This window comes from Janthinobacterium sp. EB271-G4-3-2 (assembly GCF_020858035.1).
Taxonomy (GTDB): Bacteria; Pseudomonadota; Gammaproteobacteria; order Burkholderiales; family Burkholderiaceae_D; genus Janthinobacterium; species Janthinobacterium aestuarii.
In genome coordinates this window covers 115,244-138,531 of sequence record NZ_JACYMG010000003.1, presented here as the reverse complement: position 1 = coordinate 138,531, position 23,288 = coordinate 115,244, and the positions used below count along the sequence as shown (strand labels likewise).

21 protein-coding genes are annotated in these 23,288 nt (G+C 63.4%); 14 read left to right on the top strand and 7 right to left on the bottom strand.

All coding sequences use genetic code 11. The features are described from left to right. Together IGS55_RS08465 and IGS55_RS08460 are read left to right on the top strand one after the other, a co-directional pair. Positions 1–1,365, top strand: a complete 1,365-nt coding sequence (locus IGS55_RS08465; protein ID WP_230517358.1) for a sulfite reductase subunit alpha — start codon at positions 1–3, stop codon at positions 1,363–1,365. A gap of 223 nt (positions 1,366–1,588) precedes the next feature. Then, the gene (locus tag IGS55_RS08460; protein ID WP_230517357.1) at positions 1,589–2,713 is read left to right on the top strand and encodes a GGDEF domain-containing protein; all 1,125 of its coding nucleotides are present in this window, start codon (positions 1,589–1,591) and stop codon (positions 2,711–2,713) included. 49 nt (positions 2,714–2,762) lie between these two features. Here the strand turns inward: IGS55_RS08460 and IGS55_RS08455 are convergent, their stop codons facing one another. The 6 genes from IGS55_RS08455 to IGS55_RS08430 form a co-directional block, all read right to left on the bottom strand. Then, on the bottom strand, positions 2,763–3,989 hold the full coding sequence (locus IGS55_RS08455; protein ID WP_230517356.1) for a DUF2325 domain-containing protein: 1,227 nt from the start codon (positions 3,987–3,989) through the stop codon (positions 2,763–2,765). 38 nt (positions 3,990–4,027) lie between these two features. Beyond that, complete coding sequence (locus tag IGS55_RS08450) at positions 4,028–4,354, bottom strand: hypothetical protein (RefSeq protein ID WP_230517355.1); 327 nt, start codon at positions 4,352–4,354, stop codon at positions 4,028–4,030. 85 nt (positions 4,355–4,439) lie between these two features. After that, positions 4,440–4,637 (bottom strand): hemin uptake protein HemP, encoded by a 198-nt coding sequence (gene hemP / locus IGS55_RS08445; RefSeq protein WP_034750559.1) that lies wholly within the window; start codon positions 4,635–4,637, stop codon positions 4,440–4,442. 251 nt (positions 4,638–4,888) lie between these two features. Then, positions 4,889–5,695, bottom strand: a complete 807-nt coding sequence (locus IGS55_RS08440; protein WP_070221155.1) for a Crp/Fnr family transcriptional regulator — start codon at positions 5,693–5,695, stop codon at positions 4,889–4,891. Positions 5,696–6,032: 337 nt separating this feature from the next. Continuing rightward, complete coding sequence (locus IGS55_RS08435) at positions 6,033–6,677, bottom strand: response regulator (RefSeq protein ID WP_034750556.1); 645 nt, start codon at positions 6,675–6,677, stop codon at positions 6,033–6,035. Positions 6,678–6,831: 154 nt separating this feature from the next. Continuing rightward, on the bottom strand, positions 6,832–7,299 hold the full coding sequence (locus tag IGS55_RS08430; RefSeq protein WP_034750554.1) for a universal stress protein: 468 nt from the start codon (positions 7,297–7,299) through the stop codon (positions 6,832–6,834). A 467-nt stretch (positions 7,300–7,766) separates the two neighbouring features. Between IGS55_RS08430 and IGS55_RS08425 the strand changes: the two genes are divergently transcribed. Next, positions 7,767–8,624 carry a protein phosphatase CheZ gene (locus IGS55_RS08425; protein ID WP_230517354.1) on the top strand — a complete coding sequence of 286 codons (858 nt, stop codon included), beginning with the start codon at positions 7,767–7,769 and terminating at the stop codon, positions 8,622–8,624. After that, positions 8,624–10,513: a chemotaxis protein CheA gene (locus tag IGS55_RS08420; RefSeq protein WP_230537184.1), complete on the top strand. Its 1,890-nt coding sequence runs from the start codon at positions 8,624–8,626 to the stop codon at positions 10,511–10,513. Before IGS55_RS08425 ends, IGS55_RS08420 begins: the two co-directional genes overlap by 1 nt. Before the next feature lie 69 nt (positions 10,514–10,582). On the opposite strand, the gene IGS55_RS08415 is transcribed toward IGS55_RS08420, so the two are convergent. Continuing rightward, positions 10,583–11,713 (bottom strand): S41 family peptidase, encoded by a 1,131-nt coding sequence (locus IGS55_RS08415; protein WP_230517352.1) that lies wholly within the window; start codon positions 11,711–11,713, stop codon positions 10,583–10,585. Positions 11,714–12,042: 329 nt separating this feature from the next. Here IGS55_RS08415 and leuC point away from each other — a divergent pair, with 329 nt between their 5' ends. The 10 genes from leuC to trpA all read left to right on the top strand — a co-directional run bounded on the left by leuC (position 12,043) and on the right by trpA (position 23,111). Then, the gene (gene leuC, locus IGS55_RS08410; protein WP_128142323.1) at positions 12,043–13,446 is read left to right on the top strand and encodes a 3-isopropylmalate dehydratase large subunit; all 1,404 of its coding nucleotides are present in this window, start codon (positions 12,043–12,045) and stop codon (positions 13,444–13,446) included. Positions 13,447–13,514: 68 nt separating this feature from the next. Next, positions 13,515–13,637, top strand: coding sequence for a lipoprotein (locus IGS55_RS08405; RefSeq protein ID WP_010400408.1), 123 nt, complete (start codon positions 13,515–13,517; stop codon positions 13,635–13,637). Positions 13,638–13,688: 51 nt separating this feature from the next. Then, positions 13,689–14,336, top strand: coding sequence for a 3-isopropylmalate dehydratase small subunit (gene leuD / locus IGS55_RS08400; protein WP_230517351.1), 648 nt, complete (start codon positions 13,689–13,691; stop codon positions 14,334–14,336). Between the two features lie 11 nt (positions 14,337–14,347). After that, entirely contained in the window at positions 14,348–15,418 is a 1,071-nt protein-coding gene (gene leuB / locus IGS55_RS08395) for a 3-isopropylmalate dehydrogenase (protein ID WP_230517350.1), read from the top strand. 45 nt (positions 15,419–15,463) lie between these two features. Next, positions 15,464–16,591: an aspartate-semialdehyde dehydrogenase gene (gene asd, locus IGS55_RS08390; protein WP_072452459.1), complete on the top strand. Its 1,128-nt coding sequence runs from the start codon at positions 15,464–15,466 to the stop codon at positions 16,589–16,591. A gap of 244 nt (positions 16,592–16,835) precedes the next feature. After that, positions 16,836–19,292 (top strand): FimV/HubP family polar landmark protein, encoded by a 2,457-nt coding sequence (locus IGS55_RS08385; protein ID WP_230517349.1) that lies wholly within the window; start codon positions 16,836–16,838, stop codon positions 19,290–19,292. Positions 19,293–19,469: 177 nt separating this feature from the next. After that, positions 19,470–20,273, top strand: coding sequence for a tRNA pseudouridine(38-40) synthase TruA (gene truA, locus IGS55_RS08380; RefSeq protein ID WP_034750899.1), 804 nt, complete (start codon positions 19,470–19,472; stop codon positions 20,271–20,273). 28 nt (positions 20,274–20,301) lie between these two features. Continuing rightward, positions 20,302–20,985 (top strand): phosphoribosylanthranilate isomerase, encoded by a 684-nt coding sequence (locus tag IGS55_RS08375; protein ID WP_230517348.1) that lies wholly within the window; start codon positions 20,302–20,304, stop codon positions 20,983–20,985. Further along, the gene (trpB, locus tag IGS55_RS08370; protein WP_139248182.1) at positions 20,978–22,228 is read left to right on the top strand and encodes a tryptophan synthase subunit beta; all 1,251 of its coding nucleotides are present in this window, start codon (positions 20,978–20,980) and stop codon (positions 22,226–22,228) included. The genes IGS55_RS08375 and trpB overlap by 8 nt, the downstream gene beginning before the upstream one ends. Before the next feature lie 85 nt (positions 22,229–22,313). Further along, a complete protein-coding gene (gene trpA, locus IGS55_RS08365; protein ID WP_230517347.1) occupies positions 22,314–23,111 on the top strand; it encodes a tryptophan synthase subunit alpha in 798 nt (265 codons plus the stop codon). Positions 23,112–23,288: the final 177 nt, after the last annotated feature.

Below are 23,288 nucleotides of genomic sequence, written 5' to 3'. Positions count from 1 at the left end.
ATGATTTTTACGCACGATACGACGCGGCTGGCCTTGCTGGCCGCCCTGTCCCTCAGTTATGCGGGCGTGTGCCTGGCGCCCTGGCTGCGCGCGCGCGCCAAACGCCGCGCGTCCGATGCGGCCAAGGCGGCGCTGGCCAACAGCCGGCCCTGGCTGGTGACGTATGCGAGCCAGACGGGCAATGCCGAGGAACTGGCCATGCAAACGGCGCAGAGCCTGCAGCTGGCCGGCATCCCCGTGCGCCTGTGCGCGCTGGCGGAAGTCACGGCCGCTGATCTGCAACAGGCCGAACGGGCCTTGTTCCTGGTCAGCACGTACGGGGAAGGCGATGCGCCCGACAATGCGGCCGCCTTCATGGGCCGATTGATGACGGGCGAGATTGCGCTGCCGCAATTGCACTATGCCGTGCTGGCCCTGGGCGACCGCAGCTATGGCCAGTTCTGCGGCTTCGGCCGCGCGCTCGATGCCTGGCTGGCGGGGCAGGGCGCGTCGCGCCTGTTCGAACGCATCGAAGTCGATCGCAGCGCCAGCGCCGCCATCGAGCAATGGTTCCAGCACCTGAGCCACCTGGCCGGCACCAGCGACGCGCCGGACTGGAGTGCGCCAGCGTTTGGCGACTGGCGGCTGGCGCAGCGGCGCCACCTCAACCCTGGCAGCGCCGGCGGCGCCATTTATCACGTGGAACTGGCGCCCGTGGCGGGCGCCTTGCCGGAGTGGCAGTCGGGCGACCTGGTGCAGGTGACGGCGCCCGCCGATCCATCGCAGCCGCGCGAATATTCGATCGCCTCGATCCCGCGCGATGGCGGCGTGCACTTGCTGGTGCGCCAGCATGCGCATCCCGATGGCAGCCTGGGCCTGGCCTCGGGCTGGCTCACGGCGCAGGCCAAGGTCGGCGACGTGGTGCAGCTGCGCTTGCGCCAGCACCGGCGTTTCCGTCTGGAAGACAATGCCCAGCGGCCATTGATTTTGATCGGCAACGGCAGCGGCATCGCCGGCTTGCGCGGACATTTGAAAAGCCGCGTGCTGGCAGGGCAGCGGCGCAATTGGCTGATCTTTGGCGAACGCAATGTGGCCCACGATTTTCATTATCGCGAAGAAATTGAAGGCTGGCACGCCAGCGGCGACTTGCCGCGCCTGGACCTGGCGTTTTCACGCGACCAGGCGGAGCGGACCTATGTGCAGGATCGCCTCCGCGGCAATGCCGATGAAGTCAAGCTGTGGCTGGAGCAGGGCGCGGCCATCTACATCTGCGGCAGCCTGGCCGGCATGGCGGGCGGCGTCGACCAGGCGCTGCAAGAGATCCTGGGCCGGCCCGCGCTCGACGCGCTGGCAGCCGAAGGACGCTACCGGCGCGACGTGTATTGAGTTTTTTCATCGCCGCACATTCGCGCCGGGGGGCTGATCCCGGCTGTTTCCACTTTGCCGTTCGCCCGATGCGGCCCCGTGTTGACGGTGCTGCCAGTGCGCAGGCGCGCGGAAAAAGTCGTTGCAAATAGTCTATCTGTCTGGCACTGTGGCCGTACACCTGCACCGAAAGAGGCGTATGTCCACTCAGGGAATGACAGAGTTCGCTGCCCCGGCAGAAAGCATGCAGGACGAAGCCACGGAACTGGGCTTTGTCCAATGCGTGGAAGCCCAGGAAAGAACTTTCCATGCGACGCCGGTGGGCTGGATTCTGGTTGCCTGGCTCACGTACGGCATGGTGCCGGTCGCCGATGTGCTGCGCTGGGTGGGCTGCTTCTTCCTCGTATGGTCCCTGAGCCTGCTGGCGCTGCGGCATATTGGCAACACCGGGGCCAGCGCCAGGCAGCACCATCTCGTGCTGATGGCCGCGGCTGCGTTGGATGGCATCTGCTGGGGCTTGATGGGCTTGATGGGCTTGATGCTGATGACGCACAACGCCCGCCTCGATGGCTGGCTGCTGATCGTGCTATGCGGCGTGCTTGCGGTCAACGTACCGACGTATATCACCTATCCGCGCGCATTTCGCGTCCTCACGGGCGCCATGTGGCTGACCACGGCCGTGTGCGTCGCCAGGCGGTGGTCGGGCATCGACGCCGGCCTGCAGCTCGTCATCGGCTTGTCCGTGTATTGTGCGCTGCTGATCTATACCATCGGCCCGATCTCCACCCGCGTCATTGAAGGAATCCGGCTGCGGCTGGAAAACGGTGCCCTGGCCGAGCGCCTGCAGCAGCATCTGATCCACGCCAATCGCCTGGCCAGCACCGACGCCTTGACGGGACACTTGAACCGTCGTGCCCTGGACCTGGCGCTGGAAAACCTGATCGTCGAGGGTGACCGGCGCGGTGCCGTGTTTTCCCTGCTGATGCTCGATATCGACTACTTCAAGAAAATCAACGATACGCACGGCCATGGCGTGGGCGACCAGGCCCTGCAAGCTGTGGCCAGACGCATCGCTTCGCCCCTGAGGAAAGGAGACCTGAGCGCCCGCTTTGGCGGCGAGGAGTTCGTCGCGCTGCTGCCCTCGGCAGACTTGGCGCAAGCCTGTGAAGTGGCCGAGCGCATCCGCCAGGTGGTAGCGCAGGCGGCGCTGGAAACCGAGCCGCCGATTCTGGCCACGGTGTCCATCGGCGTGGCCGCCTACCGGGCAGGCATGAGCGCCGAGGACTTGCTGGCTATGGCGGACCGCGAAGTCTATGCGGCGAAACGCAATGGCCGCAACCAGGTGCGTGCCAACCAGGACCCCTGCTGAAACCAGCTGGCGCAGGAAAATCGCGGGGGCGTGCTGTGGCGTCCCGCTCTTACCCTGCCGCGTTCAGCGCGGCGGGTTCGATGTCCGCGCTCACTTCCTGCAAGCCGCGCGCCAGGCTGGAGATGCTGGGGTTGTCGATGAAGACGCAGCGCTTGCCCGTGCGCTTGCAGTAATCCTTCACGCGCCAGTAGGCGCTGTGGCTGATGCAGCCCGTCTGGCAAATCACCAGGTCGGCCGCCGCCAGGCTCGAATCGAGCAGGTTGGCATTGTCTTCCAGGCCGCCGTCGTGGTGGGCGAACTGCGCGCCCACCCGCTCGATCAGGGCGCGGTAGGTGGCGACATTGCCGCTGCGTCCGCCCACGCACAAGACGCTTTGGTCGACGAGGCGGATCGGCATTTTCAGCTTGCCGCCGGTCGGCACTTCCAGCTTCGGCGCCGGTGGTGGCGCGACGGCGGCCGGGCGCGGCTGGGCCTGTTTCAATTCCGCGATTTGCTGGCGCAATTCCTTTTCGCGCTCATCCATTTGCGCCAGGCGCTCGACCAGGCGCGTGCGCGATTCCAGCGCGGGGATGGCGGCCTGCAACTGCGCCAGTTCCGCGCGCAAGCCGTCGATCACGCTGTCCTTGCCGATGGCCTCGGCACGCGTGCGCAGCAGCACGGCCTCCTGGCGTTCCAGCTCGCCCGTCTTTTCCATCAGGGCGGCCTGACTGCGTTGTTGCAGCTTGGCCAGTTCGTGCGTCAGGCGCGCGTTTTCTTCCTGCAAGGCCGTAAACTTGCCCATGTCGGCGCGCACGCAGGCGCCGGCCTGGTGCTGGATCATGTGCAGGTCGCGGCACATCTGCTCTTCCAGCTCGGCATCGCAGCGCGGGTGCGTCAGGCCGGCCCAGAAAGCGCCCGACACGTCGCCGTTGGCGACGGCCGTGCGCCACAGTTGCGCTACCTGCTCCGTCGTCTTGGCGCCGCGAAAGCGCAGGATCACGGGAGCGTAGCGGCGTTCGAGTTCCTTTTGCAGCGCTTCGGACAGGCGGTTGCGCGCGCCGCATTCCGTCACGGCGCCCACGTGCACTTCGTAGTCGTCGGCCAGCACGCGTCCGCCCGTCATCTTGCCTACCAGTTTGCGCAGGTAGCCCAATGGCAAACCCACGCCGACCAGCGGACAATGGCAGGTGTGCGACAGTTCCCACAGCCGGCGGCGGCGCGAAGCGAGCGCCGCCGTTTCCGTGTCGGCGTGGGCGCAATTGCTGATGACGGGCAGGGACTGGTCTTTGTCACACATGGCGGTATCCTGTTGGGCGGTGGAAATGTTGAAGAGAACTATTGCGGCAGGGGCGAAGCGGGGCGCCTGGCGCTCAGCATGCGTGCCAGGCGATCCAGCAAGGTGGTCTTCGGCGGCGTGGGCTGGTGCAGCGCCACCAAGGTGGCCCATTGCTGGGACAGTTGCTGGCAAGTTGCTTGCAGCACGGGACTCAGGCCGGGCGAGCCGGCCAGCGCTTGCAGATGGCGTTCGATGACACCGGCCAGTTTCTCGCAGGGACTGCCCGCATGATAGTGTGACATCAGGTGCAGCACGGCCGAGAGCAGCAACTCAGGCTGTTGGCCTTGCGGGGAAGAAAACATCGGGGAAGGTCGGTCGTGCGCCATCAAACACTCCTGTGCGGTGGTTTGGCTGGCTGCGCGCACGGGGCGCGACTGGCTGGCGAGTGTGGTGACTGGCTGCCGTGCTGCTTCAGGCAGTCAGGATCAGCTTGTTCAATTGGGTGACGCGCAGGCGATAGATCTTGCCGCTGTGTTCAATCTCCACTTCGCGGCCCTGCTGCAACAGGGCTTCGCTGGTGATGCGGCGCGCCGGCTGGGCCATGCTGACGGGAGGACGGACGTGGGCAGTAGCGGCATCCTGGATCAAGGCTGGTTTTGAGCTTTGCATGTTGGGCTTTCTTTATCTCAGTTGAGAATGATTCGTATTTGCATTATTGTTGAATGTGGCCCGAAAAGCAAGGCTTATTTGTGTGGAACCTGCGCTTTTTTATGGCAGCGCGACGCCTTGGCCGACGAGGTCGTTCAAAGGCGGCCGCTGGCGCGGCGTGGAGGGGCGGTGGCGGCAAAAAAGACCCGGCAAGGCGGTGCGCGCCTTGGCCGGGTCAAGCCTGTGCCAAGCTGGAAGAAAGCGGGATGGCGTTAAATCGTGGCCAGCAATTGGGCCGAGGCGGCCGCCGCGGCGGTGGTGTCGGCCTTGAGCTTGGCGGCGGCCAGCTGCTTGGCGCGCGAGCGCGAAGGCGGCAGGCGGCGCAGTGTTTTCAGGGCGTCCGGATCCTTGATGCCGATGGTGCGCTGGTCAACCGAGATCAGGCCGATTTCATTGAAGGCGGACAGGGTGCGGCTCACCGTTTCCAGGGTCAGGCCCAGGTAGCTGCCGATTTCATGGCGCGTCATGCGCAGGTTGAACAGCTTGCTCGAGTAACCCATCTGCGCGAAGCGGTCGGCCAGCGAAACGAGGAAGCGCGCCACGCGGGCTTCGGCACTCAAGGCGCCCAGCATGCCGATCATCGCCTGCTCGCGCACCAGTTCGCGGCTCATCACGCCGTACATGACGTTTTCCAGTTCCAGGTGGACACGTCCCAGCGCCGTCAGCTTCTTGAACGGCAGCAGGATCAGGTCGCAGTCGGATAGGGCCACCGCTTCCGAGGAGTAATGGCGCGAGTGGATGCCGTCAACGCCCAGCATGTCGCCCTTCATGGGAAAGCTCAGTACTTGTTCATTGCCGAATTCATCGATGAGCACGGTTTTCAGGAAGCCCGAATTGACGATGTACAGGGTGTCGAACGGCTGGCCGATGGTGTGCACGCGCTGGCCCGTCTTGAATTGCACATGCTGGAACAGCAGTTCGTCGGCGGCGATGGTGCAGGCGCTGGAGATATGCAGCAGGTCGCACACCTCCTTCAGGTTCGACCAGAGCCGCCCCTGGCGCTGGCGCCCTGCTTCCATCGGGGAGGAGGGGGCCAGCGATGGGGAGGCGGCGCGGGTTTCGGGCGTTTGCGTGGACAGCATGTTCATCTCCTGGTGACAGGTAGTTCAGAGTTGAATAACAGGGTGCGCAGGACGGCGGGCAGGGAAGGGGCGGCGCGCGTCCAGGCAGATAAAGCTCAATTCGCTGACGACTTGCTGTGTGATGAAATAACTTCCCAGCAACTTGATTACTGGTTTCAGTATGCCAACAACCGTATCCAATTAATATCAGCAGTGGCTGAATATGGCAGTAGGAGCTGTGGTAGCTGAGGTAGGATTGTTCCTACGGTCGACGCGCGTGCGCGCGCCGCCGTGCTCAAGTCTTGAAGGGGGATAAGAGGCGGTGCGCCACGGCGTACTGGACCATTTCCGACAACGAACTCATGCCCATCTTTTGCATGATGCGCGTCTTGTGCGTACTCACCGTCTTGACGCTCAGGTGCAGATTGTTGGCAATTTCCGTGATCGACTTGCCCGCCACCAGCAGGGAAAAGACTTCGAACTCGCGGTCCGACAACTGTTTGTGCAGCAAACTTTCATTTGGCATCATGATGTTGAGCACGAGTTGCTCCGCCACCTCGGCGCTGATATACGGACGTCCCGACGCCACCTTGTGGATGGCGCCCACGAGCTGGGTACCCGCGCTTTCCTTGGTCAGATAGCCTTGCGCGCCGGCGCGGATGGCGCGCACCGCATATTGTTCCTCCTCATGCATGGTGAGGATCAGGATGGCCAGCTTCGGCGCTTCGCTGCGGATTTGCCGGATCAGGTCGACGCCGCTGCGGCCCGGCATCGACAGGTCGAGCAGCAGCAGGTCGAAACCGCCCTGGCGTACGTGGTTGAGTACTTCAAAGCCGTCGATGGCTTCACCCACGATATCGATGTCCGGCGCGCCGTCAAGGATGCGCTTCAATCCTTCTCGCATGATGGTGTGGTCGTCGGCAATCACAATACGTATCATAGGCGGGCAATCTGGATGCGTGAAATCTGCTCTGTCCGTCACCGGACAATCAAATGTTGAGAAACGAGAAACGTTGCCATTTTAACTGACGCGGCCGAAATTTGCCTTTTTCTTAATGTGCCGGCAACGGCGGCCTCCATGGCCATGTGACCCCTTATTCCGACGGTGGCTCCTTGATCAGCCTATGCACGAGTACCGGCAATTTCGAGTGCGACAGCACCTTGTTGGTGACGCTGCCCAGCAGCAATTGCCCCCAGCCGCTACGGCCATGCGAGCCCATGAAAATCAGGTCGCAATGCTGCAATTGCGCCACTTCCACGATTTTCAGGGCGGGGCTGTCGGAAAAGGCCGTCAAGCCCGTCGCTTCCAGACCCCGCTTGGCGGCTGCGTCGAGGATGGGCTGCCAGTGGTCGGCGCCCGCCTTGCGCATGGCGATGCGATATTCCTCCTCGCTGGGGTAGCTTGGCGGAATGATCTCGATGTATACCGGGTACTGGTATTCGGGCGCCACGTACACGGCAAGGATGTCGGCGTGCATCTGTTCGGCAAAGGCAACGCCGGCACAGGCCGTCAAGTTGGAGACGGTGGAGCCGTCCGTGGCGATCAGAATTTTCTTATACATGGCAGGTCCTTTGGCGATGACTGAGCGCGCGCAACGCCTCTTATTGTAGACGCGGCGGCAGCATTGTATTCATGTAAAGACTTGATAATTATCAATACAACTGCACCTTCAGTATAGACAACATTGGCAGAAAGATCGTGTTTTAGCTGTAACGATGTCCATACTGCGCTGTTGCGCGGGCGCCCGGAAGCAGGATTTCTTGTACGGCGCGTGGTCTTGCACGCACGCCAATGGTAGTATTTCAAAATACAACAGCAGGAACACTTATTTCCCGGTGGAAAAGCTCTTGTGGGCCAGCTTTGCACCAGGAAGCGCGTTTTGAGATTTACCAACAGGGCGGCGCCCTGCTACACTCGCACCATCGCAGCGGTATTGCCTCAAATCATCTTAATCGAGAAATTGTGGGTATCAGTCTGTAAAACGCACAGTTCAGGCGGAATTTTGACAAATTATGGAGAAGCAGGGATATGACCAACGCCGCTGATGATTTCGACGCATTATTCGATGAAGTATCTGCGCAAAGTGCGGCCGCGGCTCAGCCCGCGCCTGCCGCCGCGCCCGCTCCCGCCGTGATCGCGGAGGACGATTTCGACGCGCTGTTCGACTCCGTGTCGGCCAGCGCCGCCGTGCCGGCAGCCGCCGCGGCAGAAACGCCAGCCGCGCCGGAAGCGGCGCCCGCTGCCGGCGCCGACGCGCCTGGCGACGCGGCCGATCCCGTCGACCAGTCCGACAAGCCGATGTTCGAGCGCCTGGGCGGCATCGTGCGCCTGCTGCACGATTCGCTGCGCGAACTGGGCTACGACAAGGCATTGACGGAAGCGTCGTCGCAGATCGTCGACGCCCAGGACCGCCTGGAATATGTCGCCACCCTGACGGAACAGGCTGCCAACAAGGTTCTGAACACGCTCGACGAAGGCATGCCGGCGCAGGATGTGCTGTCGAAGAAGGCCAAGGACATGGACGGCCGCTGGACGGCCCTGTTCGACGGCAAGCTGAGCCTGGAAGAATTCAAGGCGCTGGCCGGCGACTCGCGCCAGTTCGCGCAAGCCGTTGCCGAGGCAACGGAAGCGGAGAAAGCGCGCTTGCTGGAAATCATGATGGCGCAGGACTTCCAGGACATCACGGGCCAGCTGATCAAAAAAGTGGTCAACATCACCAAGACGGTGGAAAACGAACTGGCCCAGCTGCTGCGCGACAACGCACCGGCCGAAGTGCGCGAGAAACTGGCGCAAAAGCCGGTGCCGCTGATGCAGGGCCCGTCCGTGCCGTCGGTGGCGCTGGACCAGGATAATGTAGACGACCTTCTTGCGGATTTGGGATTCTAATGGACGATATGCTCAAGGATTTCGTCGTTGAGGCGATGGATCTTGCGGTTAATGTTGAAGAGCACTTGTTGCGCCTCGAGCGCGATCCTGACAACAAGGAAACACTGAATGCCGTGTTTCGTTCCTTCCACACCATCAAGGGCGGCGCCGGCTTCATGGGCTTGCCCGCGCTGGTGGCGGCCTGCCATCTGACGGAAAACCTGTTCGATGCCTTGCGCACGGGCGCCGCGCCCGTGACCCCGATCGCCATCGAGGCGGCGCTGCAAGCGTCCGGTTTCGTGGCCGGCCAGCTGACGGAGCTGGCGAATGGCGCCGCGCCGGAAAGCTTGCCGGCCATGCCGGAAGAGCTGGAACACATCCTGACGAATGCCATCGAAGGCAAGGGCATGGACGCGCCTGCGCCAGCCGCCGCCGTGGCGGAAGTGGCCGCTCCCGTTGCCGAGGTTGCCGAAGTTGTTGTGGCCGCGCCGGCCGCCGCCGTTGCCACTGCCGGCGCCGATGGCCTGGACTGGGAAGCCATGTACAACGCCGTCGTGCCCGAGGGTAGCCGGGTCGCTGCCGCGCCCGTGTCCGCCGCCGCTGCGCCCGCTGTGGCCGCCGCCGCACCTGCAGCACCTGCCTCCGCTGCCGCCAAACCGGCCGCCAAGGCCTGGGATGGCGCCGAACGACGCGAAGAGCGTCCGGAAGTACGCCATGCCGCGCCCGTCAAGGAAGACAGCATCCGCGTCGATGCCGTCAAGCTCGACGCGCTGCTGGAAGTGGCCGGCGAATCCGTGCAGGCCGCCAACCAGGCCGCCGTGCTGCTCGAGCGCTTGCTGCAATTCAAATTCGAAGGCCAGGCCGCCACCCTGATGGCGACCCTGGCGGAAACCCTGGAACGGGCCTCGCGCTACTCGACGGAACTGCAGCGGGCCACCCTGGCCACGCGCATGCAGCCCGTCGGCCGCCTGTTCCAGAAATTCCCGCGCCTCGTGCGCGAACTGGCGAAAGACCTGGGCAAGGATGTCGAGCTGACCATCGAAGGCGCGGAGACGGAAGTCGACCGCGTCGTCGTGGACAGCCTGTACGATCCGCTCGTGCACATGCTGCGCAACTCGCTCGACCATGGCGTCGAATCGCCGGAAGCGCGCCTGGCCGCCGGCAAGCCCGCCAAATCGTATATTTCGCTCAAGGCATGGCAGGAAGCGAACAGCGTCATGATCGTGCTGCAGGATGACGGCAAGGGCATGGACCCGGTCTTCCTGCGCAGCAAGGCCCAGCAAAAGGGCTTGATCAGCGAAAACGCGCAACTGAGCAACGACGAATGCTTCCAGCTGGTGTTCCTGCCGGGCTTCTCGACCAAGGAAGTCGCCTCCAGCGTTTCCGGGCGCGGCGTGGGCATGGACGTGGTGAAAACGGCCGTGGAGAAAAACCGCGGCGCCATCCACATCGAATCCACGTTGGGCAAGGGCACCAAGTTCGCCATCCGCCTGCCGATCGAATTGTCGATCGTGCCGACCATGCTCGTGTCGACCTCGGGCGCCGCGCTGGCGCTGCCGATGGCGGTGGTGCAGCGCGTCGTCGAATTGCCGGAAACCTTCATGGAAGTGGGCGGCGCGCCCGTGCTGAAAGACCAGGGCCGTCCATTGCCCGTGCGGTCGCTGGCCGGCTCGCTGGGCTACGAATCGTGCAGCGAGCGCGTCGGCATCGTTGTCGCTGCCCCGCAGCCGTACATTCTCGCCGTGGAAGCCGTCGATGGCACGGCCGACCTCGTGATCAAGCCGATGACGGCCATCACGGTGGAAGGCATTACCGGTACGGCCCGCTCGGCCGAAGGCGAGCTGGTGCTGGTTGTGGGTCTGTCGTTCCTGATGGACGGGTGTAGAGGCAGCGTACGGTTGGCGGCCTGATGTAAGTATCATTGTATTCATGAGAAAGCCCGCTAGATATAGCGGGCTTTTTTTATGGCGCCAGCGGTGTCAAATATTGTTGGGGCGTAGCGTGCCGCCTTCCAGCCAGCGCTGCACGCGCAGCACTTCCTCGGCGCGCTCCGCTTCGTCCTTCGGTGGCGGCAGATAGATGTCGGGCATGATGCCGCCCAGGTCGACCTGCAAATGCGGCAAGCGGGCCGAGCGCGAGGTGGCGTATTGCAGGTGGCGCTGGCCCGACGGCAGGATGTGCAGGCGCATGTTCGAATAGTCGAGCGCGCCGTAGCTGTTGCGGCCGATCAATTTCACATGAAAACTTTGCCGCGCCGCCAGCAGGAATTCTTCGCAGGAGCTGGCGCAGTCGCGGTCTACCAGCACGGCCACGCGCGCCGGCCGGCGCGGCTCCGGCGTGTCCACGCGCGTATAGATGACGGTGCCGTTGCTTTGCTGCGGCGCGTACTGGCCCGGCTTGACGCTGCGCATCTGCGCCACGGCCTGGCTTGCAAAGGCCGCGCACGCCTGGTCGCCAGGCGCCAGCAGCGCGCAGACTTTTTCCTGGCCGTCGATATTGGCTGGGGTGGCCAGCCATTCGGCGCCCATCGTGACGATTTCATCCGAACTGATCCAGGACAGCAGCGGCGCATACGTGCTGTCGCTGCCGCCGCCGTTGCGGCGCACGTCGAGTATCCAGTTGGGACGCGCCGCCAGCGCCGCGCGGTGCGTGTCGAGCAGGCTGGCGACGGCGGCGCGGTAGCTGCCGTGGAAGCTGGGCAAGGTCAGCAGCACGGTCGAGTCCGACAATATCCGCAGCGCCGGCGCCTTCGATGGTGCTGCCTGTCCCGGCGTGGCGGGGCGCGCCGGCGCCGGTTTGGCGATATCGAGCGCGCTGCCCGGCTTTACGTGCAGGTGGCCCTTGCGCCACGTGCGCGCATAGTTTTCCAAGATTGCATCGCAGGCCTTGCCATCGGCTGCGCTGGCGGCCGCCGTGGCGGCCGTGGCCAGCGCCAGGTCGAAATACGCCTGTCCCTTTTGCTCCAGGTGCTGGTGCGCGCCCGTGTCGTTTTCCAGCAGGAAGGGCGCAATGGCGCGCAAGTCCTGTACGCATGTTTCTCCCGGCGTGGCCGCCGCCGCATGGCTGCCGGCCAGGCTCAGGGCGGCCAGCGCCAACAAATTCAGTTGCATCGAAGTCCCCAGGTGTGGTGGCGCGCGTGCGCCGGTCATTATTGTCGAAACACAATACATGAAAGATTGAGTAAAAACATGTATTTCTGCCGCCGCCGTCAGTCCTTCGGCCGGCCGCGTACGGATGGGCTTGTGATGGCGCTGGCAAGCCGATATCGGCAATTTCCAGCTCATATCCAACAATGTGGCCAAACTTTGTATCGCCAATCCCACGCTTTTGCCTGTTTCAGTTCTGTGCCGCCCAATATATGGCATAATCCTTGTGGATCACCGTATGACCTGGTATCACTTGATCACTTACTACAGGCTGTGGCAACGCTGCATAAATCATGATGAAGACGCTTTACGACAAACTCTGGGAATCCCACGTTGTTCGGGCCGAAGATGATGGCACGACAATTTTGTATATCGACCGGCACCTGCTGCACGAAGTCACCAGCCCGCAAGCCTTCGACGGTCTCAGCGTGGCGGGCCGCCAGCCATGGCGCATTTCCGCCAACCTGGCCGTGGCCGACCATAACGTGCCGACCACGAGCCGCGTGGACGGCATTGCCGATCCGGTCTCGCGCCTGCAGGTGGAAACCCTGGACAAGAACGCCAAGCACTACGGCTTGACCTACTTCAACATGAACGACAAGCGCCAGGGCATCGTGCACGTGATCGGCCCCGAACAGGGCGCGACCCTGCCCGGCATGACGGTCGTCTGCGGCGACTCGCACACGTCAACGCACGGCGCCTTCGGCGCGCTGGCGCACGGCATCGGCACGTCCGAAGTGGAACACGTGCTGGCCACGCAAACCTTGCTGCAAAAGAAATCCAAATCCATGCTGGTGCAAGTCGACGGCGCGCTGCCGGCCGGCGTGACGGCCAAGGACATCGTGCTGGCCATCATCGGCAAGATCGGCACGGCCGGCGGCACGGGCTACTGTATCGAGTTCGGCGGCTCGGCCATCCGCGCGCTGTCGATGGAAGGCCGCATGACGGTGTGCAACATGGCCATCGAGGCGGGTGCGCGCGCCGGCATCATCGGCGTCGACGACACCACCATCAATTACGTCAAGGGCCGTCCGTTCTCGCCGGCCGGTCCGCACTGGGAACGCGCCGTCGCCTATTGGCGCACCCTGCATTCGGACCCGGGCGCCCGCTTCGACCTCGTCGTCACCCTCAACGCCGCCGAGATCGTACCGCAAGTGACCTGGGGCACGTCGCCCGAAATGGTGGTCGGCGTGGATGGCCGCGTGCCCGACCCCGACCTGGAAAAAGACAGCGTCAAGCGCGATGCGATGGAAAAGGCGCTCGTGTATATGGCCCTGAAACCCAACACGGCCATCGAAGATATCCGCATCGACAAGGTCTTCATCGGTTCCTGCACCAATTCGCGCATCGAGGATTTGCGCGCGGCCGCCGCCGTGGTGCGCGGCAAGTACCGCGCCTCGAATGTCACTCTGGCGCTGGTGGTGCCCGGTTCCGGCCTCGTCAAGGACCTGGCCGAGCGCGAAGGACTGGACCGCATCTTCAAGGATGCCGGCTTCGAGTGGCGCGAGCCGGGCTGCTCCATGTGCCTGGCCATGAATGCGGACCGCCTGGAGCCGGGCGAACGCTGCGCATCCACGTCGAACCGCAACTTCGAAGGCCGGCAAGGGCAGGGTGGCCGTACCCACCTGGTGTCGCCCGCGATGGCGGCGGCGGCGGGCATCGCCGGCCACTTTGTCGACGTGCGGGGATTGCGATGACGGAAGGGACTGGCGCCGCTGGTTTACACTAGCGGTATCAGTCCCATCTTTCTTATCGAGAACTCATCATGAAAAAACTCTTCGCCCTCCTCATCGCCACCGTCATCCTGTCTGGCTGCAACACCGTCTCCGGCATCGGCCGCGACGTGCAGAAAGTCGGCCAGGTCGTCACTGGCGCCGGCGGAAAATAAACCGTGACGTGCCGGCGCCCTGCGCCGCGCGTCCTACCGAGTAGAAACAGCATGGATAAATTTACGATTTACGAAGGCCTGGTCGCCCCGCTGGACCGCGCCAACGTCGACACCGACGCGATTATCCCGAAGCAATTCCTGAAATCGATCCACCGCAGCGGTTTCGGCCCCAACCTGTTCGACGAATGGCGCTACCTCGACCATGGCGAACCAGGCCAGGACAACAGCCGCCGCCCGCTGAACCCCGAATTCGTGCTCAATGAGCCGCGCTACCAGGGTGCTTCGATCTTGCTGACACGCAAGAACTTCGGCTGCGGCTCCTCGCGCGAACACGCGCCGTGGGCGCTGGACCAATATGGCTTCCGCGCCATCATCGCGCCCTCGTTTGCCGACATCTTCTTCAACAACTGCTACAAGAACGGCTTGCTGCCCATCGTGCTGCCGGAAAGCCAGGTCGAGCACCTGTTCAATGAAGTCAAGGCTTTCCCCGGCTACAAGCTGGTGGTGGACCTGGAGCAGCAATGCGTGCGCACCAGCAATGGTTCCGTGTCGTACCCGTTCGAGATCGACGCCTTCCGCAAATATTGCCTGATGAATGGCCTCGACGATATCGGCCTGACCCTGCGCCATGCGGACGACATCCGCGCCTTCGAAGAGCGGCATCTGCATAATCAACCCTGGCTCGCCAACGTCATCTAATCGATAAAAATATGAAAATTGCAATTTTACCCGGCGACGGCATCGGTCCTGAAATCGTCGCGCAAGCCGTCAAGGTCTTGCATGTGCTGGGCGAATCGTTCGAACTGGAAACGGCGCCCGTGGGCGGCGCCGGCTATGCGGCCCATGGACACCCTTTGCCGGAAGCCACCCTGGCCCTGGCGAAAGCGGCCGATGCCGTGCTGTTCGGCGCCGTCGGCGACTACAAATATGACAATCTGGAGCGCCAGTTCCGCCCGGAACAGGCGATCCTGGGTTTGCGCAAGAACCTGGGCCTGTTCGCCAACCTGCGTCCGGCCATTCTGTATCCGGAACTGGCGGGCGCCTCGACCCTGAAGCCGGAAGTGGTGTCCGGCCTGGATATTTTGATCATCCGCGAATTGACGGGCGACATTTATTTCGGCCAGCCCCGCGGCGTGCGCGAGTGCCCGGACGGTCCGTTCAAGGGCCAGCGCGAAGGCTACGACACCATGCGCTATGCGGAAGGCGAAATCCGCCGCATCGCCCACGTGGCTTTTCAGGCTGCGCAAAAGCGCGACAAGAGGCTCACCAGCGTGGACAAGGCGAACGTGCTGGAAACCTTCCAGTTCTGGAAAGACATCGTCACCGACGTGCACAAGGAGTACCCGGACGTGGCGCTCGACCACATGTATGTCGATAACGCGGCCATGCAGCTGGTGCGGGCGCCGAAGAAATTCGACGTCATGGTGACTGGTAACATGTTCGGCGACATCCTGTCGGATGCGGCCGCCATGCTGACGGGTTCGATCGGCATGTTGCCGTCCGCTTCGCTGGACGCCAACAACAAGGGTCTGTACGAGCCATCGCACGGCTCGGCGCCCGATATCGCGGGCAAGGGCATCGCCAATCCGCTGGCGACGATCTTGTCGGCGGCCATGATGCTGCGCTATTCGCTGAACCGCGAAGAGCAGGCAAACCGCATCGAGGGCGCCGTCAAGCAAGTGCTGGCACAGGGCTTGCGCACGGCCGACATCCACGAAGCGGGCACGACTTTGGTCGGTACAGAGGCCATGGGCGATGCAGTTGTAAAAGCACTGGGATAAAATAGTCTAATGACGGCAGTCGCCGTCTCATCTTGAGGAATGGTAATGAAATTAGTTGGCTTGGTAGGTTGGCGCGGTATGGTCGGTTCGGTCCTGATGCAACGCATGCAGGAAGAGGGCGATTTCGCCCATATCGAACCGGTGTTTTTCACCACTTCGAACACGGGCGGCTCGGCGCCGGCCATGGCGAAGAATGAAACCATCCTCAAGGATGCCAACAACATCGCCGAACTGTCCAAGTGCGACATCATTATTTCCTGCCAGGGCGGCGACTACACGAGCGCCGTGTTCCCGCAGCTGCGTGCCAGCGGCTGGAACGGCTACTGGATCGATGCGGCCTCGACCTTGCGCATGGAAAAAGACGCCGTCATCGTGCTCGACCCAGTCAACCTGCACGTCATCAAGGATGCGCTGGGCAAGGGCGTCAAGAACTATATCGGCGGCAATTGCACCGTCTCGTGCATGATGATGGGCCTGGGCGGCCTGTTCCAGCACGATTTGATCGACTGGATGACGTCGATGACGTACCAGGCGGCATCGGGCGGCGGCGCGCAGCACATGCGCGAACTGCTGACGCAATTTGGCACCATCAACGGTTCCGTCAAAGCGCTGCTGGACAACCCTGCTTCCGCCATCCTGGAAATCGACCGCCAGGTGCTGGCCACCCAGCACGGCTATTCCCCGGATGAAATCAAGCAATTCGGCGCGCCGCTGGCCGGCAACCTGATCCCGTGGATCGACAAGGATCTGGGCAACGGCCAGTCGAAGGAAGAGTGGAAGGCGGGCGCGGAAACGAACAAGATCCTCGGCCGCGGCCTCGACTTCGGTACCAAGGAAATTCCTGTCGACGGCCTGTGCGTGCGCATCGGCGCCATGCGCTGCCATTCGCAGGCGCTGACCATCAAGCTGAAAAAAGACGTGCCGCTCGATGAAATCAACGACATCATCGCCAGCAATAACGAATGGGTGAAATTCGTGCCGAACACGCGCGAAGCCTCCGTGCGCGACCTGTCGCCGGCCGCCGTCACGGGCAGCCTGACGATTCCCGTCGGCCGCGTGCGCAAGATGAGCATGGGCGGCGAATACCTGTCCGCGTTCACCGTGGGCGACCAGTTGTTGTGGGGCGCGGCCGAGCCGCTGCGCCGCATGCTGCGCATCCTCTTGGACGCGTAACCGCCATAAATTGCTGATCCAGATAAAGCCGGGGCTGTTTTCCCGGCTTTTTTTTCGTCCTGAGCCCGTCAAGGCTCAACCATGCGGAGCTTGCATAGCTCTGGGCATGATGATATGTTGATACCTCTGGAAAAGTAACAGTTTTCCCATGTCAACTAAGATGCCGCCAACTATGCCTGTACACACTCGTCCCCGGGTCGCCTCCCTTGCCATTAAAACACTCAGCAGCGCTGTCGCCTGTGCGGTGTTATTGTCACCGGCGGCATCCGCAGCCGAGCTGGGCAAGATCACGGTGCTGTCCGCCGCCGGCCAGCCGCTGCGCGCCGAGGTCGAATTATCGGCCATCAAGCCAGGCGAGGCATCGAGCTTGCTGGCCAAGCTGGCGCCGCCGGATGCCTACCGCCAGGCCAACGTGGAATTCAATCCCGCGTTGAACGCGCTGACGTTTGCCGTGGAAAACCGCAATGGCAAGCCCTTCATCCGCATCAGCTCGGCGCAGCCGGTGGCCGAACCCATGGTCGACCTGTTGCTGGAGCTGAGCAGCAAGAGCGGACGCCAGGTGCGCGAATATGCGTTCGTGCTCGACACGCCGGAAGCGCGCCAGACGCGCGGCGCGCAAGTGACGGCCCCGGCCGAACCGGGCAAAGGCAAGGCGGCGGCCGAAGCTGCCCCAGCCGCGGCGAAAAAGCCTGCCGGGGAATACAAGGTCAAGGCGGGCGACACCCTGAGCCGCATCGCCAGTGAACTGAAACCATCGGGCGTCTCGCTCGACATGATGCTAGTCGCTCTGTACCGCGCCAATCCCGACGCCTTCAAGGGCGAGAACATGAACCGCATGCAGGCCGGGCGCATCCTGGCCGTGCCGGGCGCGGACACCGTGCGCGCCACCGGTGCGGCGGAAGCGAAGGGTATCGTGACGGCGCACGCCATCGATTTCGAAGCCTACCGTAACAAGCTGGCGGGCCAGGTGTCGCAAAGCAAGCCGGCCAAGGCGGCGCAAGCGACGCAAAGCACGGCCGGCAAGATCGGCGCGACGAAGGTGCAGGAAAAACCGACGGCCGTCAGCGAATCGCAAGACAAGCTGAAACTGTCGAAGGCGGAGCCGGCGGCCAAGTCGGCCGGCAAGAGCGCGGTGGCCAGCGAGGAAGACAAGATCGCCAAGGCGAAACAGGTCGATGAAGCGGCTGCCCGCGTCAAGGAGCTGGAAAAGAACGTCAGCGACCTGGAAAAGTTGATGGCGGTCAAGAGCAAGGCCATGGCCGACAAGAGCGCCCCGGCGCCCGCCAAACCGGCCGAGGTCGCCGCCAGCGCACCGGCTGTTGCCAGCGTGCCAGTCGAAGCCCAGCCGCCCGTTCCCAAAGCGAAGCCGGTGCCGCTGGTGAAAAAACCGTCGCCGCTGGAACCGACCATCACCGACAAGATCAATGACCACCTGGGCGCCATTGGCATCGGCCTGGCTGCATTGCTGGCGGCAGTGGCCGCGCTGGTGGTCGCGCGCCGCCGCAAGGATGCGCCGCCGCCCGAAGATATCGCGCCCGTGGTCGAGCCGGAAGCGCCCGTGGCGCCGCCGGCCGGCCTGGCGCCGGAAGACCAGCAGTCCGAAGCGAGCAATCACCTGTTCGGTACGGGCGCCGCCGCTGCCGGCGTGGCCGCGGCGGCGGGCGCCAGCATGCTCGACGCGAATGAAACGGACCCGGTCGCCGAAGCGGACGTGTATATCGCCTACGGCCGCGATGGCCAGGCGGAAGATATCCTCAAGGAAGCCTTGCGCATCCACCCGGAACGCCATGCTGCCCGCCTGAAGCTGCTGGAAATCTATTCGGCCCGCAACGACGTGCGCGCGTTTGAAGACCAGGCCAGCGAGCTGTATAGCCTGACGCGGGGCCAGGGCGAAGAGTGGCCGCAGGCGGCCGCGCTGGGCCTGGCGCTCGACCCCGCCAATCCCCTGTATGGCGATACGGAAGACGACGCCGTTGTCAGCCTGAGCAAGGCTGCCGGCGACGATGTGCATGGCCAGAGCATGGACTTGCCAGACGAGCCGCCGGCACCGCTGGCCGACCTGGCGCCGGCCGAGCCGGTGTCTTCCGTGACGGCCCGCGATGCGCGCGACCCCCTCGATTTCGACCTCGACAGCCTCGATTTCGAGCCTGTTTCTACCACCGACCCGATCGTCATGCCGGGACCGGACAGCAAGCCGCAGGCTACCACGCAGGATGCGCACTATGACGCCAGCATGGATTTCGGCCTGGACCTGGAGCCGCCTGCCGGCCCCGTCAATGGCGTGGGCGCCGGCCTGACGCCGTTGCCTGATCCGCTGAAGGATGTCGACCTGGCCCATTTCGACCTCGACGAACCCGTGGCGCCGGCTGCCGCGCCGGTCGCGGCGGCCGAGCCTTCCCTCGACAGCCTGTTCGACGACGCGCAAACGCCTGCATCCTTGCCGGAAGCCATACCGCCGGCACAGGAGTTCGACCTGTCCGGCATCGACCTGGACCTCAACGATGGCAAGACGGCCAGCGTGGGCGTGGACGACCCGCTGTCGGCCATCCACATGGAAATGGATACCAAGCTGGACCTGGCGATCGCCTATCAGGAAATCGGCGACAAGGAAGGCGCGCGCGAGCTGATCGATGAGGTCATCAAGGGCGGCAGCGAAGAGCAGGTTGCCAAGGCCAATACCATGCGTGCGCTGCTCAGCTAAGTCAAGCGTCGATACGACGTCCATGGCGGCGTTGCGCGGTTTCGCCGTACTGGTCGTACTGTCTTCGACCGCGCGCCTGGCCCTGAACGCCGTCTCAGGCGCTTGTGTGGTCGGAGGGCAGGGCCGCCTGCGCGCCGGTATAATGCTTCGATGCAAAATATTACGACAGCAACGCCATTGAAGCGTATCGTCCTCGGCCTGCAGTATGACGGCACGGCCTGGCATGGATACCAGAAACAGGAAGACGGGCAGACGGTGCAGGACCAGCTGGAAAACGCGCTGGAGCAGTTTGCCCGCGTGCGCCTGGCCACCACCTGCGCCGGCCGCACGGATACGGGCGTGCATGCGCTCGAGCAAGTCGTGCATTTCGATACGGAACTGAACCGCGACGTGCACTCGTGGGTGCGCGGCGTCAACGCCTTCCTGCCGAAATCCATCGCCGTGCGCTGGGCCAGGGAACTCGAAGGCGACCCGACGGTCAATGATTTCTTCCACGCCCGCTTCAGCGCGCGCGCGCGCACCTATCATTATGTGTTGTACAACAACGCCACCCGTTCGCCGCTGGTGGAAGGGCGTGCCGGCTTCTTTTTCCGCCCGCTGGACGTGGAACTGATGCGCCAGGCCGTGCAGCCGCTCTTGGGGTGGCACGATTTCACGGCCTTCCGCGCCGCGCAATGCCAGGCCAAGTCGCCCGTCAAGCTCATGCATGATATCCGCATCGAGCGGCGCGGCGATTGCGTCATTTTTACGATTACGGCCAATGCCTTCCTGCACCACATGGTGCGCAACCTGGTTGGCTCGCTCGTCTACATCGGCACGGGGCGCGAAAAGCCGGAATGGCTCGGGCATTTGCTGGAAAGCAAGGATCGCCACGCGGCCGCGCCCACCTTCATGCCGGACGGCCTGTACCTGGCGCAGATCGATTACGATCCGAAATGGGCATTGCCGCAAGACAGCAGCAGCGCCTTGCCCTGGTTTTGATCCGCATCAAATTAAATAAAGGATTGCCATGCCACGCACACGCATCAAGATCTGCGGCCTGACCAGAGTAGAAGACATTCACGCTGTCGTGGCGGCCGGCGCCGACGCCATCGGCTTCGTGTTTTATCCGAAAAGCCCCCGCTACGTGACGCCCGAACAGGCAGCTGCCCTGATCGCCGCCGTGCCGCCCTACGTGACGGCGGTGGGCCTGTTCGTCAATGCCAGCGTGGACGAGGTGCGGGCGACCAGGGCCGTTGCGCCCTTATCGATGCTGCAATTTCATGGCGACGAGACGCCCGAACACAGCGCCGCGCTGGCCGCTGCCGTGAATACGCCGTTTACGCAAGTGTTCCGCGTCAAACCCGACACCAGCTTTGAAGATTTGCTAGAATACGAACAGCGCTATCGCGCCGCCAGTCCCTTGTTTGCCAGCCTCTTGCTGGACACCTATGTGGATGCCTATGGCGGTGCAGGAAAGGTATTTGATTGGTCCCTCATTCCAGAAGAACTCGCGCCTCGGGTCGTTTTAAGTGGTGGCTTGAGCGTACAAAACGCGACTGACGCAGTGGTGCGCGTGCGCCCTTACGCCGTCGACATCAGCAGTGGTGTCGAAGCGTCCAAGGGCATCAAGGACGCATCCCGAGTCCGCGCGTTTATCGCCGCGGTGCGGGATGCCGATGCCATCATTGCCAGAGGAAACAACCATGAATGACCATACTACAGCGCCCGGCGCAGCCGCCGCATTGTTCCACGCCACCGACTACCCGTTTCCCGACCTGCGCGGCCACTTCGGCCCCTACGGCGGCTCCTTTGTTGCCGAAACGCTCACGCATGCGCTGGCCGAGCTGAAAGACGCCTACGCCCGCTACAGCGCCGACCCGGAATTCCTCGAAGAATTCCGCTACGAGCTGAAACATTTTGTCGGCCGTCCGTCGCCGATCTACCACGCCAAGCGCTGGTCCGAGCTGGCCGGCGGCGCGCAGATCTATTTCAAGCGCGAAGACTTGAACCACACGGGTGCGCACAAGATCAACAACGTGATCGGCCAGGCCCTGCTGGCCAAGCGCATGGGCAAGCCGCGCATCATCGCCGAGACGGGCGCGGGCCAGCACGGTGTGGCCACGGCCACCATCTGCGCCCGCTTCGGCCTCGAGTGCGTGGTCTACATGGGCAGCGAAGACGTCAAGCGCCAGGCGCAGAACGTGTACCGCATGAAATTGCTGGGCGCCACCGTCGTGCCCGTCGAGTCGGGCTCCAAGACCCTCAAGGATGCGCTGAACGAAGCCATGCGCGACTGGGTCACCAACATTGAAAACACCTTTTATATCATCGGCACCGTGGCCGGCCCGCACCCGTACCCGATGATGGTGCGCGACTTCCAGTCCGTGATCGGCGAGGAATGCCTGGTGCAAATGCCGGAAATGACGGGCCGCCAGCCCGACTACGTGCTGGCCTGCATCGGCGGCGGTTCGAACGCCATGGGCATCTTTTACCCGTATATCGACCAGAAAGAGGTAAAACTGATCGGCGTGGAAGCGGCCGGCGAAGGACTCGACACGGGCAAGCACTCGGCTTCGCTGACGGCCGGCTTCCCGGGCGTGCTGCACGGCAACCGCACCTATCTGCTGCAGGATGAAAACGGCCAGATCATCGAGACGCACTCCGTCTCGGCCGGCCTCGACTACCCGGGCGTGGGACCGGAGCATGCGTGGCTGAAAGACTCGGGCCGCGCGCAATACGTGTCGATCACCGATGACGAAGCGCTGCAGGCTTTCCACGACTGCTGCCATATCGAAGGCATTATCCCGGCCCTGGAATCGTCGCACGCACTGGCCTACGCGGCCAAGCTGGCGGCCACCTTGCCGAAAGACCAGATCGTGCTGGCCAACCTGTCGGGCCGTGGCGACAAGGACATGCATACCGTGGCGGAGCGTATGGGATTGAATTTCAGTTAAATAACTGACAACTCCAGTATTGCGTAGGTCGGATTAGCGCGCAAGCGCGTAATCCGACACCCTCCACCGATAAAGAAAGCATCCCATGTCCCGTATCGCCACTACCTTCGCCACTTTAAAATCGAACAACAAGACCGGCCTGGTCACCTTCATCACCGCCGGCGACCCCGGCCCCGACGCCACCGTGCCTTTGATGCATGCGCTCGTCGAGGGCGGCGCCGACGTGCTCGAGCTGGGCGTGCCGTTTTCCGATCCCATGGCCGAAGGCCCCGTCATCCAGCGCGCCTGCGAACGGGCCTTGAAATTCAACGTCGGCATCCACGACGTGTTCGGCTATGTGCGCCAGTTCCGCGAGACGAACCAGACGACGCCCGTGGTGCTGATGGGCTATGCCAACCCCATCGAACGCATCGGCAGCGCCGCGTTCATTGCAGCGGCGCAAGCGGCCGGCGCCGACGGCGCCATCGTCGTCGACTATCCGCCGGAAGAGTGCGAGCAATTCGCGGCCGCCATGCGCGAAGCGGGCCTCGACCTGATCTTCCTGCTGGCGCCCACTTCAACGCAAGAGCGCATCGCGCAAGTGGCCAAGGTTGGCGGCGGCTTCAGCTATTATGTGTCGCTCAAGGGCGTCACGGGCGCGGGCAACATTGATACGGAACAGGTGGCCGAGCGCCTCGCCGCCATCCGCCAGCATGTAAAATTACCTATCGGCGTGGGCTTCGGCATCCGCGATGGCGCCACGGCCAAGGCCGTTGCCAAGGTGGCCGATGCCGTCGTGATCGGCAGCCGCATCATCCAGGAAATTGAAAATGCCCCGGCAGGCGGCGCCGTCGACGCCGTGCGCAGCTTTACGGCAGGCATCCGCGCCGCACTGGACGCCTGAGCAAGCTTGCTGTTTACGCAAGATGCGTTGACGGCAAAGTTCGACAGCCCGGCGATAAACGGCTACACTTCGGCCACTGATTTGCCTGTAATTGTGCAATAGATAAAATTTCTGGTGGCGCCCTATGGGGGCGTTGCCGTTTACCGTCTGCCGGGGGCGTCCACCGACGCTACCCCT